Annotated in this window: 10 protein-coding genes and 1 pseudogene; 7 read left to right on the forward strand and 4 right to left on the reverse strand. The window is 39.8% G+C overall.

Translation table 11 applies throughout. The features are described 5' to 3' along the window. Window positions 1-166 precede the first annotated feature (166 nt). Window positions 167-2,083 carry a sensor histidine kinase gene (locus tag ACQY3F_RS05960; RefSeq protein ID WP_428353996.1) on the reverse strand — a complete coding sequence of 639 codons (1,917 nt, stop codon included), beginning with the start codon at window positions 2,081-2,083 and terminating at the stop codon, window positions 167-169. Window positions 2,084-2,178: 95 nt separating this feature from the next. Next, a complete protein-coding gene (locus ACQY3F_RS05965; RefSeq protein ID WP_428353997.1) occupies window positions 2,179-2,874 on the reverse strand; it encodes a response regulator transcription factor in 696 nt (231 codons plus the stop codon). 193 nt (window positions 2,875-3,067) lie between these two features. On the opposite strand from ACQY3F_RS05965, the gene ACQY3F_RS05970 reads away from it, so the two are divergent. From ACQY3F_RS05970 to fghA, 6 genes are all read left to right on the forward strand, one after another. After that, window positions 3,068-4,468: a vWA domain-containing protein gene (locus ACQY3F_RS05970; protein ID WP_428353998.1), complete on the forward strand. Its 1,401-nt coding sequence runs from the start codon at window positions 3,068-3,070 to the stop codon at window positions 4,466-4,468. Window positions 4,469-5,388: 920 nt separating this feature from the next. Next, window positions 5,389-6,750: an IS1380 family transposase gene (locus tag ACQY3F_RS05975; protein ID WP_428353999.1), complete on the forward strand. Its 1,362-nt coding sequence runs from the start codon at window positions 5,389-5,391 to the stop codon at window positions 6,748-6,750. Between the two features lie 215 nt (window positions 6,751-6,965). Beyond that, complete coding sequence (locus tag ACQY3F_RS05980; protein ID WP_428354000.1) at window positions 6,966-7,907, forward strand: alpha/beta fold hydrolase; 942 nt, start codon at window positions 6,966-6,968, stop codon at window positions 7,905-7,907. A gap of 130 nt (window positions 7,908-8,037) precedes the next feature. Beyond that, window positions 8,038-8,583 (forward strand): pyridoxamine 5'-phosphate oxidase family protein, encoded by a 546-nt coding sequence (locus ACQY3F_RS05985; RefSeq protein ID WP_428354001.1) that lies wholly within the window; start codon window positions 8,038-8,040, stop codon window positions 8,581-8,583. 435 nt (window positions 8,584-9,018) lie between these two features. Further along, a complete protein-coding gene (locus ACQY3F_RS05990; protein ID WP_428354002.1) occupies window positions 9,019-10,134 on the forward strand; it encodes an S-(hydroxymethyl)glutathione dehydrogenase/class III alcohol dehydrogenase in 1,116 nt (371 codons plus the stop codon). A gap of 9 nt (window positions 10,135-10,143) precedes the next feature. Next, complete coding sequence (gene fghA, locus ACQY3F_RS05995) at window positions 10,144-10,980, forward strand: S-formylglutathione hydrolase (protein ID WP_428354003.1); 837 nt, start codon at window positions 10,144-10,146, stop codon at window positions 10,978-10,980. Between the two features lie 422 nt (window positions 10,981-11,402). On the opposite strand, the pseudogene ACQY3F_RS06000 reads toward fghA, so the two are convergent. Together ACQY3F_RS06000 and ACQY3F_RS06005 are read right to left on the reverse strand one after the other, a co-directional pair. After that, window positions 11,403-13,087 (reverse strand): annotated as a pseudogene (locus ACQY3F_RS06000) (putative transposase). A gap of 107 nt (window positions 13,088-13,194) precedes the next feature. After that, complete coding sequence (locus ACQY3F_RS06005) at window positions 13,195-13,659, reverse strand: hypothetical protein (protein WP_428353676.1); 465 nt, start codon at window positions 13,657-13,659, stop codon at window positions 13,195-13,197. Between the two features lie 852 nt (window positions 13,660-14,511). On the opposite strand from ACQY3F_RS06005, the gene ACQY3F_RS06010 reads away from it, so the two are divergent. Beyond that, complete coding sequence (locus ACQY3F_RS06010) at window positions 14,512-14,787, forward strand: hypothetical protein (protein ID WP_428354004.1); 276 nt, start codon at window positions 14,512-14,514, stop codon at window positions 14,785-14,787. Window positions 14,788-14,800: the final 13 nt, after the last annotated feature.

The raw sequence follows: 14,800 nt of genomic DNA on the forward strand, positions 1-14,800 counted from the left end.
GAAGGTTGGGATGAGGGGACTATAAATGCTTGATTTTGTCCTCCTCACCCAACCCTCCAGCAAGAGAGGGCTTAACTCAACAGCATTGGGATACATGGCCACTTCATTTCTTTGATAAGCAGAAGTAAAAATATCAACTCTTTTCTAGTAAAGCAACAGAAAAACCTTAGTCCACAGGTATTTTAATTTGAAACTCAGTTCCAGGCTGAGTATTTCTAACAACAACACGAGCATGCATGGTATCAGCCAGTTGTGCGACTAAAGCCAGGCCTATGCCTGTTCCTGGGCTGGTACGGGTTAGCTCGTTTCCCGCTCGGTAAAATAACTGAAAAACCTTTTTTAGCTGATCTTTTTTTATGCCTGGCCCATAATCACGTATAGAAAAAATAATCTGCTGTTTGTTTTTACTTAATTCAATACCCATGTTTATCTGCTTTTTATCAGATTGTTTAGCAAATTTAAGCGCATTGTCCACCAGATTTATAATGATCTGAAAAAAAGCATCCTCATCTACTTTAATATTAATTTGTCCCAGTGATTTAGACGGCGGAAAAATACGTAATTGGAATGCAGAGGCCAGAATCTGAGTCTCTACTTTGGATGGTATACGCTTGAATAAATTTAATGCAGGTAGAGTAATGATTTTTGAATGTTGTTTTTGGTGAGTAAGCCTTGTCAGTTGCAATACGTTGATGATCAGGCGCGATAGTCGTTCACTTTCAAAAAAAATAAAATCGTAATAACTCCGTTTTTTATGTTCATCTGTTACCCATTCGGAACGCAACATTTCGGCATACATTCTAATTGATGTTAGAGGCGTTTTAAGTTCATGGCTGATCGCTGAAATAAAATTTTGCTGTTGTTTTGCCAAATCGATTTGTTTGCTCCCTAAGCGATAAAATACGCTAAAGCCCAGAATAAATATTACAAGCGTGGATATAGCTAATAAATCAATCAGTAAGCTACCTGGTATCCTGGGTAACTTATTTGCACTAACAATAATTTCCATTTTTTGCAAAGGCATGGTTAACCTGCGCTGGTATATGGGGGTTTCTTGCTCTTGTTCTTGTTTACTGAAACTCATCTTCAGCAATAATTTTTCTTGCTGAAGAAATACCAGGCTACTGAAATCGTCTGTTTGTGCCAGTGATTGAGTGAGTGCAGTCAGGAAGATAGCGCTATAAATGATAAACCCTTGCGTATAACGCTGTTGATCATCCCAGATATAGCGATAAAAACAAAAATAGTCCTGGCCTATTAATAGCAGTTGCAACGGCGTAACCTCACTTTCAAAACTTAGCACATTAATTGCCGTTTTAGCCGAAAGAATAGTTCCTTTATCTTTATCCAGCTTACTAATGACTGCGTTCTCCTGCTCAACCACTAGCAATTCATTTTCTTGCTTAGAGCGTTTAAAATAGCTACTTGCCATAGCCTGGTCGGGTAGTTGAACTATCTCTTTACGGGTTTTATACTTTTTTTCCGTTTTACTCAATCTTTGCCGGTCTTGACCTTCAGCATATAAATTATCATCTAAGCTGTTTTGTATTTGCAAAGCTGGCATTGTGGATGCAGAAGGTTGCTGAATAAACTCATCCCTATAATGCGAGCTTTCAGCATCCATCTCTGCTTGTTCATATTGTGCGTTAGATTTGCTTGCCTGGGCACGAATTTCCCCTATGGACTCAGGTATTTTGAGTGATAACAAGTCGCGTAATGTTTGTTTTAAGCGCAAGCGACTTTCCAGCTCAGCAAGACTTAAACCTGAAATATCATTTTGTTCTAATTCTGGTAGCGCTGGCAGATGAAATGAGCCATCTGTATTAATTTGGAAAAAACCGATCAGCCCCTTAATATCCGATTTTGGTGGAATTTCAGATAAGGGAGAGAATTTAACGCCTGTTGATTCAGAAAGCAGAGGATTCTGCAGAACATTAAAGAAGCTGTATTCTGCAATAGGGCGGTTTTGTTCTATTTGCAGAATTTGTTGCAAGCGTTGTTCTATCTGGTCAACTAAGTTTTCTGCTCGCTGGCGGGATGTAAAGTAGGCCTCATTTTCCAGCTGTGCGTAAACTGTCTGCAATAAATAGTAAACCGGAAGAGATAAAAGTATAAAAAAAAGCAGTAATATCCAGCGTAAACGTTTTTTTTGTTGCTGAGGGTTTAAAGGAAGACTTTTCATGTTAATAATTGATAACCTTCACCCCGGATTGTCACCAGGTATTGTGGCTGTTTTGAGTCAATCTCTATTTTGCGTCGCAATTTGGCAATATGGATATCAACGGTTCGGGTTTCAATAGCATCCGCTTGTTGATAGCCCCATACATGTTGTAACAGTTCTTCTCTAGATACCGGGCGCTGTGAATTGCTGTGTAAATAATTCAATATATCTAATTCCCGCCGAGAAAAAGTACAGGGTTGATTGGTATTAATCTGTATCAGGTTAGCGCTATCAATTTGCATTGGACCTATCTGAAGTATGCTATTTTCATGCTCGTGTAGTTGTGACCTTTTTAGTACGCAATGTACACGTAAAACCAGCTCCCTTACAGAAAAAGGCTTGGCGATGTAATCATCAGCACCTAATGTTAGCCCAGTAATAATGTCCTCTTCTGATGACTTTGCTGTGAGCATAATAATGGGCTGCTGTTTATCTTGATCTCTTATTTTATTACAGATGGTAAAACCATCGATAAACGGCAACATGACATCCAGGAGTATTAATGCATAGTTTCCTGTTAATGCTTTTTCTAGCCCTATTTTGCCATTTTCAGCAGCATCTACTTCAAAGCCGTGAAACACAAAGACATCAATAAGCCCTTGTAAAATGGCCTGTTCATCTTCAACAATCAGTAGCTTGTGTTTAGCATTCATAGAGTATTAAATTCATGAAATTGATAGGTGTTAGCAAAGTACGTATAAGATTCTCTGTTCATAATAACCATATTTAATGAATCAATTGTAAAACCTATGTAAAAAACTACGTCAAAATTTTACATTTTCATGCCTAAAATAAAGCCTGCTGTTTAGTTAAGCTATTAACACGCCACAAAACAGGAGAGCGAAAATGAAAGCCTTATATAAAGTAACCCGTACACTAGCCTTATTAATCATTATAGCAACACCAACAAGCTGGGCGCGTAGTGTTGCTCAGACAGATAGTTATAATAAAAATGCCATTCAGATAAATACCAAAGTATCGCAAAGTAAACTAGTTCAGCATGGAGCTGATACGGTGTTTGTAGATGTTATCCTTATTCCTCCAGAAATAAATCATAGGCATCCGCAGCAAGGTGCAAGCGATATTATTATCGTTCTGGATCGCAGTGGTTCCATGTCAGAAGCTAAAAAAATGACATATGCAAAAGCGGCTATCTGGGATATCTTAGGGAGGCTGCATGAAAATGATCGCTTTGCCCTGGTTTCATTTGCCAATAAGGCATTGGTGCAATCACCGTTGGTTCACATTACAGAAGGGACGAGAGGGTATTTAAATAATCTGGTTAGCTCAATTCAATCGGCGGGTGGCACTAATATGGGAGAGGGCTTAAATGCTGCAATAGGGTTATTAGAAAATAATCAGAGTGGTCGTGCACGTAAGATTTTACTGCTCTCGGATGGTCAGGCTAATCAAGGCATTATTCATCCCGACCAGCTTGCACAAATAGCCGCTAGAGCCTCACATTATGGCGCGGTGTTATCGACCATTGGAATGGGATTAGGATTTAATGAAAGTCTGATGGCCAAGTTAGCCGATTACGGGATGGGAAATTACTCCTATCTGGAGGACCTATCTGGCTTGACGGCTATTCTTGCCAGAGATTTACAGGATACACGGAATATCTATGCTAATAGTAGTTTAATGGAAATAAAGTTAGGGCAGGGAGTGACATTAATTGATGCGGGTGGTTATCCCATAGCGCACACAGGTAAATCAACAATTAAGGTGACAACGGGACAAATATTGGCCAATGTCCAGAAGCATTTTGTGATGACATTTAAAGTGCCAACTGCAGATATAGGGACTGTGTCTTTAGCTAAAATCAACTTGAATTATCAGGTTCGTGGTCAACAACGACAAGCCAGTGTTAGTCGAGAAGCTTTGGCTTTGGCTATACTTGCGCCAGAATTTCGCAGACAGGCAGAGCAATCAATTGATAAACAGGTGTATCAAGAAAGCTGGTTAGAGAATAATTTAGGTAGAATGAAAAAACAATTAAGTGTGTGGATCCGAGAAGGTAAAAAAGATAAAGCCAAACAAGCAATTAATGAATATCGTCAGGAAAGAGATGCTGCGGCAACGACTAGCCATATTATATTGGCAACACCAGAGGTAGAAGACAAGCTGGAAGAAATGGAAAAGCAGCTTGATGATGCTTTTACAGGTAGTTACTTGGATCAGCAGGTAAAAAGAAACCGGGCGGCGAAGAGCATTCAGTATGAAGCAATTGAAAATCAGCGAAAGTAGCCAACAAATTAACTACTGCACAAAATCAGGGTGTTATATTGATAAGGAAAGCGCATGAAATAACTTAAGCCCTCTCTTGCCGGAGGGTTGGGTGAGGGGGATAAAATCAAGCATTTATAATCCCCTCATCCCAGCCTTCTCCCTCTGGAGAAGGGGGTTATTCTTAAGTCAACAGTATTGAAATTGGTGTGGGTCTGCACTATGTAAAGATGGGCACGAAAAAGACCTTTGCCCATCTACAAGTTGCTTATAATTGTCTTCACTTTTTTCGAGTCGACTTTAAGCGTGCGAAACAAATGATCAGCGCGAACTTTGCTACCACAGCCATTAATCCTAGAAAAATCAGTTTCTCACGGTTTCTAGCACACGCTCTTGATTCCACAGTACTTGCAAAAAAAGTCCGAATAACCTACGGGTGAATCTAAGATTTTTGAAAGTGTTATATTAATTGAATATCTTGCACGTTAATTCCGTGCCCAACTGATTTTTCAGGTTAAGCGTTTAGCGGTAGATACAGATCTGAATGTTAAAGTTCGATATAAAGTAACAGAATATCGTTCATTTACGATATTTCGTTTGTCTTACCGTAGCTAAGGCTTTTTGTTTCCAGTAATGTATTGTGTAAGTTGCTGTTATAAAATGATTTAATTGATATTAATTTTTTGGCACAACTCCTGCAATAGTTAGGTTGTTACTTAACCTATTTTGGAGTCAACCATGAAAACATCAGTAGCAACCCTATTAAAGTTAATTTTGATCAGTGTGGTCATTAACCTTGGGTTATCACAAGCAACTTACGCAGTAGAAACAACTCAAAGTATCACCTAAATCCTGCAAGCATTATACATAATAATCCACAAAACTCCTTATTAAACAATGATATAATATCATTTTCCTGATTTCACTATCTCATTGTTTTAATGAAGCCCTCTAAAGTATCAAAATCCTCATCTCACGTAAGAAACCGTACCCGAACGGTAAAAATGACATCTACAGCACATGGATTGACAAGCCAGGCGGGACTGATTCCCGTCGTGAAATATTTAGACAGGATAGGTTTTGAAAAAACCGTAAAACAAAGCGTTCCACATCGGCGGGGTGAAAATGCAGACCATCACTTATCTGATGTGGTTCTATTGACGTTGGTTGGCATGATGGGGGGAGCAACATCAATGGCAAAGGTGACGACCGTATGGGCAGATAGCGTACTGCGCAAAGTAGCTGGCTGGATAAAGATTCCTGTTGAAACCACAATTTTACGGATCTTTAAAGAAGTAAGTGATAGGCAGATAAGCCAGTTTGAAACGCTCACGCATACTTTGCGTGGTCAACACTGGCGGCGATTGCTTCGTTCCGGAAAATCGAAAACTGGCATACAATCCGTCCAGTGGGTCGATGTCGATTCAACTGTGGACACCGTTTGTGGTCGACAAGAAGGAAGTGCCAAAGGCTTCAACCCCAAAAAGAAAGGTGCCCGTTCATACCATCCACAACTCGCTTTTCTAGCGGAAACAAAAGAAATTTTACAAGCCTGGTTCCGGACAGGCAATGCCTTTACAAGCAATGGTGTTGTAGAATTTACCAAACAGTTACTTGCACACTTGCCCAATCGGATGCGCATTATTTTTCGCGGTGACAGTGGTTATTTTGTCGGTGATTTGCTTGAATTTCTCGATACCAGAGGGCATGGGTATCTAATAAAGGTTAAACTTAAGAATTTGAACGCATTGCTGGCCAAACAGGCCTGGACAGCCATACAAGGCCGACCCGGTTGGGAGCAGAGCGAGTTTCAATATCGTTGTGGTGGCTGGTCTCGCTCTCGTCAGTTTGTCGCGGTCAGGATAAAGCAACCTAAACAAGTGACAGGACCTCAGTCCGAGCTTTGGGATACGGCAGAATATGACTATTTTTGTTATGTAACAACTGAACCTCTATCGCCTTGGCAAACACATAAGAAGTATGGTGAACGAGCGACGTGCGAAACATGGATTGAAGAAGCAAAATCACAAATGGGTTTAGGTAAAATCAGAACGAATCAATTTCTGGCTAATGCCGCATTATTTCATTGCGCCGTTCTTGCCTACAATACCGTGCGCTGGATGGCTCAATTGAGTGGCAACAAAACGTTGTGCCAATGGGAGCCGGATACACTTCGTACTTATCTGATTCGGGTGGCTGGAAAATTACTCACAGGCAATAATCAGCTGAGAGTCAGAACATCTGCAGATCCGCTCTATCCACAGGAATGGGATGATTGGGTTAAGGTGGGGTTACTCGCTTAACATTAACCGAAGTTAAGTCACTTTGATTAAAAGGTCATGGCACGTTGGCAGGGTGTTTATTGCCTTGGGCTCGGGGGATATCCATACGATACAAAAAATTTCCTCTATTTATGATTTAAATCTGGATATTTTGATCGGTTGGACAAAGAGGGCTGGCAAAGCGGCAGTAAAAACCTAATAACCACTTAGCTAGACAGGTTAATGAGAGTCAAAATATGGGCTTGCAGGATTTAGGTATCAAATATAAAACTGTCAAAATTGATGGTTTAGATATCTTTTACCGAGAAGCAGGAGACCCTAATAATCCAACAATATTATTATTGCATGGCTTTCCCTCTTCCTCTCATATGTTCAGAGATTTAATCACTGAATTATCTGGTCAATACCATCTTATTGCGCCTGATTATCCGGGTTATGGATATAGTTCAGCGCCTGCCGTTGATAAATTTGACTATAGCTTTGACAACCTCGCCAACGTAGTCGATAAGTTTATTGATACAGTAGGGTTAAAAAAATATAGTTTATATCTAATGGATTATGGCGCACCGATTGGGTTCCGTATTGCAACAAAATATCCAGAACGTGTTGAATCACTGATTATCCAGAATGGAAATGCTTATGATGAAGGCATAGATAATAACTTTTGGGAACCGATTAAAGCCTATTGGAAAGACCGTGGGGCAGTAAATCAAGGACTAGACAACGCCTGGTGGAAAAATGTAAAAGCGGCTTACAAGAAACCCAATATGACCAACGATGAAGCACTGCGATTTCTATTGACCTTGGGTGCGACTAAATGGCAATACACTAACGGTGTGCGCAACGTAGAAGACATTAGTCCTGATACCTGGAATCACGTACAACCCTTATTGGATCGAGAAGGAAATAATGCCATCCAACTACAGCTTTTTTATAGTTACGGAACAAATCCACCACTGTATCCACAATGGCAGGAATACTTTCGTAAACATCAGCCACCGACTTTAATTGTTTGGGGTAAAAATGATGAAATTTTCCCTGAGGCTGGAGCTCATCCTTACAAACGAGATTTAAAAAATGTTGAGTTTCATTTATTGGATACAGGACATTTTGCTCTGGAAGAAGATAGTCAGTCAATTGCTGAACATATCCACTATTTTCTTAAGTACAAAAATTAAGGCGATTCACTTAAGACGGAACCAATATAACTTGTAGGGTATGCACCGCATACTATTGCTAAAGGTACGCGATGCGTACCCTACAGTTGCCCAACTTATTTCGAGCACGTTCCATAGTTTGGAGAACATCATGAAACAGTATGCCAGTGATATTGCATTTACAGACAATGTTAAAGCGATACAAACCCGTCATGGTTCTAGAAATTCTTATGCAAGAGTTGAGAAAGACTGGTGGCCTGATCATATTACACCGGAGTTAGCCGGTTTTATTGCAGAACGTGATTCATTTTATATGGCAACGGTTAATAGCAATGGCTATCCCTATATACAACACCGCGGTGGTGCAAAGGGTTTTTTAAAAGTCATGGATGATCATACGCTGGGTTTTGCTGATTTTTCAGGTAATCGTCAATATATTTCATATGGGAACCTGCAAGACAATAATAAAGTCTTTTTGTTTCTTATGGACTACCCGAATAAAACCAGAATCAAGATTTGGGGGACCGCTCAGGTCATAGAAGATGATCCTCATCTAGTCGAAAAACTTTCAGTATCTGAATACAAAGGAAGAGTAGAGCGTGCATTTATTATTAATGTGGATACATGGGATAAAAATTGTCCACAGCATATTATTCCACGATACTCCTTAGAGGAAATAGTTGAGCTAGGGCTTTAAGACACTCACACCTGATTGCTTATCATTACTAGACGAATGCTGATTAAACAACGAGCATGAAATAAAACCTACAGCGATTTGCCTAAGTTATTTCTACGGCTGAAAATAAAACGGTAGTATCAGAAGAAGGGCTTAAAATTGTCGCAGATAAAACTATATATGATGATTTAAAACTGGATGTATTGATTATTCCCAGTGCCTATGACATGGATGGATATTTGAGTAATAAAGATCTTATTTACCATATTAAAAAGCAAGGCGCTGAAACTAACACATAGCTGGCTACGTAACGCTTTCAACAAGGTAGTTATCGGCAAAAACTCAGCTGCTAGAAATTTGCATCCGTGACCGCGCGAAGTATATATAAAATAGGCAAAAAACGCTGATATAATGATCGCAATTCATCATAATATTTAAACTAAAAAAGAGAAAAGTATGAAAATTAAAGCTGCTGTAGCCTGGGGCCCTAATGAACCCTTAAAAATTGAAGAAATCGACTTAGAAGGTCCAAAAAAAGGTGAAGTATTAGTTAAAATCATGGCTTCTGGTGTTTGCCATACTGATGCATTTACACTTTCTGGTGATGACCCTGAAGGCATTTTTCCTGTTGTTTTAGGTCATGAGGGTGGTGGTATTGTTGAAGAAGTGGGCGAGGGTGTTACCAGTTTAAAAAAAGGTGACCACGTTATTCCTCTATACATTCCTGAGTGTGGCGAATGTTCATATTGTACTTCAGGTAAAACCAACCTTTGCCAAAGAGTAAGAGAAACTCAAGGTAAAGGATTAATGCCGGATGGAACTTCACGTTTTTCTAAAGATGGTCAACCTATTTTTCATTATATGGGAACCTCTACCTTTGCTGAATATACCGTTATTGCTGAGATTTCTTTAGCTAAAGTAAATCCTGAAGCACCGCTTGATAAAGTTTGTTTATTAGGTTGTGGTGTAACGACAGGTATAGGCGCAGTGCTTAATACAGCAAAAGTAGAAGAAGGTTCAACCGTTGCTATTTTTGGACTTGGCGGCATTGGTTTAGCAGCCCTTCAAGGCGCTAAAATGGCTAAAGCAAAAAGAATTATCGCTATTGATATCAATGAAGATAAATTTGAAATGGCTAAGAAATTTGGTGCAACAGAATGTGTTAATCCAAAGAACTATGACCGCCCAATTCAAGAAGTTATCGTTGAGTTAACGGATGGTGGTGTCGATTATTCATTTGAGTGTGTGGGTAATGTTGATTTAATGCGTTCGGCTTTAGAGTGTTGTCATAAAGGTTGGGGCGAATCAATTATTATAGGTGTCGCAGGCGCAGGAAAGGAAATTTCAACGCGTCCATTTCAATTAGTAACAGGTAGGGTTTGGAAAGGGTCTGCATTTGGTGGTGTTAAAGGTAGAACAGAGCTACCTGGTTACGTTGATAAATACATGTCTGGTGATATTAATCTTGATGATTTTGTTACATTTACAATGCCCCTAGAAGAGATCAATACTGCATTTGATTATATGCATGACGGCAAAGCAATTCGTTCAGTCATCATTTTTGATAAATAAGGAAATATTTTGAACATAGAAAAATTAAAAGCTAATAAGTCATTTGGTGGAGAAACTGCTATTTATCAGCACGACTCAGAAATCACTAAAACTAAAATGAATTTCTCAGTTTACATGCCACCAGGCGATAACCCTGAAGGTTGTTTGATTTGGTTATCAGGCTTAACGTGTAATGAAGAAAATTTTATTACTAAAGCAAGTGCTCAAAAGTATTTATCTGAAAATAACATGATGGTTATTTGTCCAGATACCTCACCTAGAGGACTAGACCTTCCACAAGAGCATGAGTCTTGGGATTTTGGTTCAGCTGCTGGGTTTTATCTTAATGCAACGACTGAAGGTTATAATCAACATTACAAAATGTTTGATTATATATCTAAAGAAATCACGGGAGTTTTAACAGATAACTTTAAAATAGATAAAACTAAAATATCTATTTCGGGTCATTCTATGGGTGGGCACGGAGCACTTATTCTCGGCTTAACGTTGCCTACACAATTTGCATCGATTTCTGCATTCTCGCCTATTGTCAATCCAATGAATTGCCCATGGGGGCAAAAAGCATTTGCCGGGTATTTAAGTAATAAATCAGAATATGCGCAATATGATGCTTGCGAACTTATAAAATCTGAACATAAACACCCGCACTCAATTTTAATTGATCAAGGCCAAGCTGATGAGTTTTTAGAAAAAGAGTTATTGACTGATAATTTTTCAGACTGTTGTTCTGAGCATAACCAAGAACTTAGTGTTAATTTTAGAGAAGGCTATGATCATAGCTATTATTTTATCTCTAGCTTTATTAATTCGCACCTAGAATTTCATAAGCATGCTTGGGCTAAATAATTGATATAGCATATCCACTAGCAAGAAACCTACTATCATGGTGGTTTTTCAAATAAAAGCTGCTATCAGCCCCGTACGGGGCTGATAGTCTCTTGTAGGCGAAGGCCTCGATAGAAAAAATGATGTATTACACCGGATGGGGATCACCTTCTTCCGCGAATCTTTGCAGTCCAAAAGCACAACACACAAGTGTCAGGTTTTTCCATAACCTATTCAACCTAGAAAAATCAGTTGCTCACGGTTTTAGCACAAGCTCTTGATTTCACCGCACTTCCAAAAAATGTCCGTTTAACCTATGGGTGAAGCTAAAATTTTTTTAAAGTATTGTATTAATTTAATATCTTGCACTATAAATTCGCGCTCAACTGATTTTTCTAGGTTCAGACATCTTGATTCAGACGAAACTAATTTGAGACCATTTCCTAATTTTTTGCGGATGAAGTCAGCTCATAAATTAAGCGCAGATCGGTTCCTGGATAATTGAGTTCCGTTTGATTGAGTTGTTCAAATAACTTTTCTATTGCTTTATTACTTGCAGGTCGGGAAGTACTATGCACACGTATCCGAAGTTGTTTTTTTACTTCATCGGGTAATATATCTGCTTCTGTCACAAACAGCGTTTGTAATAGTTGCCTTGCCATCGGAAAGTCGATTGTCGGTGAGGTTAGCAGAGCGGCCATTGCTGTTTCTGCCCGATAAGCGATCATGTTGACAGTATCTATCAGCCGCTTTTTCCCTGGCAGAAGCTGTTCGAACTTATCTTCGTCTCTCAACTCTTGCCAGGTAATGTGTTTGGGCGTTTGGCTTAGTTTTTCCTTGATGGTTTTTAGTTCATTTTCATAATGCTCTATTTCTTCGAGTAATTCTGCTCGTTTTCTTTCCCATTTCTTGTATTTCACATCTTCCGTTTCATCTTTTTTAATCACCGGATGAAGTTCCATCGCTGCAAATCGAGATAGACGGTAATTGAGTTTGGATTGTATCGAATTACGCTGTCCTTCCTGTTGGCGCCTATCAGGGTTGACCACCTTTTGGGTATCGGATAGTGGCTCTATTCCATACTCCTGTAGCATATCTAGCCCATGTGGTGCTTCATATATCTAAAAAAGTTCTCTTGGCACCACCGGCTAAACATTCGCCCAGAAACAGCCGTCAATTCTAGTTCATAGGCTGTGGTAATAATACTGGTTTGGTGACCAGAATCAGTCAACTTGCGCACTTCTCTCATCCACATCGCCTGTTTTTTGGTTCCAACCAGACTGCCTCGTTCGGCGAGTTTCATGATGACTTTTTCACCACTCGGTAGGGTGATCTCCTGACTGGAAAAATTGTCCAGTGGCCAATTTTCGGTGGGAAATTTATGATAGGTCATGCAAGCGACACGATGCTTGTCCCACATCTTTCTAAAGAATGCGGGGCTATAGCCTTCTCTATCAAACACCAGGATAAAACGACAGGCTTGTTTGTTTTGCTGTAATGCTTGTGCACTCGGTTGATTCGGAATGTCTTTGAGTAATCGGGGGACGATATCTTCTTCCAGCGTTTTTAGTAAGCCCGGATCCACCGTTTTTTCAACGACAAAGAAGGGACGCCCCGTACCATCATTAACCCAGTAGTCGGTGATACCCCGTAAGCAGAGTTTTTCGCGTGAAACATGCCGTTTGGGAAGTTTAGTCAAGTGTCCATGATAGACACGGACATGACCATCTATGTAGAGTGTTCCTGCTGCCTCTGGTTCATTTTCCATCCATTGTCGACTGAGGTCGGCCGCCCAGCTTTCAACTGATTCTGGATCAGACAGTCCTTTTACTTTGGTTCTTAAACAGCGCACTTCGGGAACCCGATCCAGGCCAAGTAGTTTGCCGAATTCACCCGGTGCATGCTCGCGAAGTTGTTCGGCATTTTTGATGCGACATAGTCCCATAAAGGCGAGTAGCAATAGGATATGAAAGGTTTGATAATAACCTGTCAGTTTGCCAAGGTGGTGCTCAATGTCATTTAATAAGCCATTGCTAAGTAACGCGGGCAATGCACATAACACACCGCCTTTAGGAACATCTAAACAGGATTCGAATTCGATTGAGGCTCCCTTTTCCTGCTCACCCAAAGCCGCCTGGATTCGCTCTTCTACTCGAGTGCAGGCCGTACCGAGTGACTCGGCTGCACTGGCATCAATAATATCACGGGCTGATTTGGTACTGCCATCATTGGGGTCTATTGATACGGCAGACTTTTTTTTAAACGTCCATCACTGATCGCCTTGCGAAAGGTATCTGCCCGGATGCCTAATTCTTTAGCGGCTTCGTTAGGCGTCATACCTTGATCCAGATATTCCTGAGCTTGCTGCAAAACCTCAAGCGTAAAGAGTGGTCCTCCCTTGCGAGTCGGGCGAGGTTCAAAAAACGAATCAGCCCCTTTTTCTCGTAGTTGCCTTAATGAGCGCATAACACTACTTTTAGAGACACCAAAGGTTGTAATAATATCGATTGAACGACAGGAACCGGTATTGATGAGTTGAGAGGTGTGAAGTCTAAATAATCTCTTATTGTCAGCCTGGTGAGAATAGATCGGGATACCGCCGAGGAAATAAAACCACTCATCATTTCGGTTATCAACACTGACCTGACCATTTATAATAGTCGTACCCTGAGGAATTATTGGGAGCATGAGTTGCTGCATTAATTGAATACCTCGTATGATATGAGGGCTTAGTTTAACCTAAATGAGTACCGTTTTCATTTCTTTAGCTGAAAATATCAATCATTTGACAATAATTCCCTAACCCTTTAATTATATTGCCTAGTTTAAGTTTTAATGGATTTCTTTCAGGATAGCGAATCAAGATGTCTGAGGTTTAAGCATAAATTAGGAATACTTCGCGGGGTCACGGATGCGGTTGTATCGTGATCTGATTTTTGTCGATAGCAAAGCCTGCCCCGTACTTGTTTCGGGGGCGCTGGAACTGGCGCATAGCTTGCTACGTAGGCTTTCAGAAACGTAACTATCGGCAAAAAACTCAGCCGCTAGAAATCTGCAGTCGTGACCGCGCGAAGTATAATCAGGTTGGTGTCATGCAAAGAATTGATACTCTTCTCTTCCTTATTTCACTTTCCTGAATAACCCCATATCAAAGTTAAGATCGGATTTGAGAAAAATCTGGGCCAAGTTACCTAAGAGGAGTAAATGACCGCGGTTAGGCCGAATGGTTTATAGAACCACTCGGCCAAACCGAACTTCAATAAGTTGCCTCCGCATTATTAGAAATTAAACGGATTGACAGTTTTGAATAGCTATGAAAATTTATCTGAGGAACATTTGATCTATATCAAATTGTTCGTTTACGAAAAATGCTAACATCAATGCAGCTACAAAGAGGGCAAACTAGAAAAGTTTGACACTCATGTAGTGTATCAATCTATACATAAACTTAATGTTTATTAGTGACTTTCAATATAAAAAATGCGGTTTTAGAACTTTAAACCGTTATTGATAAAAAAAATATTTCTACTAAAATTATTAAGAGGTAACAAAATGAAAAAAATTATATTAACACTTGTTTTGAGTTCTTTTCTACCTGCAATTGCAGTTGCTGCAGACAAAACAATGCATAATGACAACCCCAATACTTCAGTGTTGAAGAAAGGAAAGCATATGACGAATTCAAACCCCAATACTTCAGTGATGGAGAAAGGAAAGCATATGATGATGGGTGATAACCCGTATTCTTCACACCCTACACAGGCTAAAGCGAAAAAAACAAAAAACCATTCAAACAAAGGGTATACAGTTATCAAGTACAAAAAATAACCCTGTTTCTAAT

The sequence above is a fragment of the Methyloprofundus sp. genome (assembly GCF_965251085.1).
Taxonomy (GTDB): domain Bacteria; phylum Pseudomonadota; class Gammaproteobacteria; order Methylococcales; family Methylomonadaceae; genus Methyloprofundus.

Excerpts from the sequence above, each read along its gene's own strand:
- ACQY3F_RS05965 (WP_428353997.1), bottom strand. The coding sequence starts at position 2,874 with ATGAATGCTAAACACAAGCTACTGATTGTTGAAGATGAACAGGCCATT.
- ACQY3F_RS05970 (WP_428353998.1), top strand. The coding sequence starts at position 3,068 with ATGAAAGCCTTATATAAAGTAACCCGTACACTAGCCTTATTAATCATT.
- ACQY3F_RS05975 (WP_428353999.1), top strand. The coding sequence starts at position 5,389 with ATGAAGCCCTCTAAAGTATCAAAATCCTCATCTCACGTAAGAAACCGT.
- ACQY3F_RS05980 (WP_428354000.1), top strand. The coding sequence starts at position 6,966 with ATGGGCTTGCAGGATTTAGGTATCAAATATAAAACTGTCAAAATTGAT.
- ACQY3F_RS05985 (WP_428354001.1), top strand. The coding sequence starts at position 8,038 with ATGAAACAGTATGCCAGTGATATTGCATTTACAGACAATGTTAAAGCG.
- ACQY3F_RS05990 (WP_428354002.1), top strand. The coding sequence starts at position 9,019 with ATGAAAATTAAAGCTGCTGTAGCCTGGGGCCCTAATGAACCCTTAAAA.
- ACQY3F_RS06005 (WP_428353676.1), bottom strand. The coding sequence starts at position 13,659 with ATGCAGCAACTCATGCTCCCAATAATTCCTCAGGGTACGACTATTATA.
- ACQY3F_RS06010 (WP_428354004.1), top strand. The coding sequence starts at position 14,512 with ATGAAAAAAATTATATTAACACTTGTTTTGAGTTCTTTTCTACCTGCA.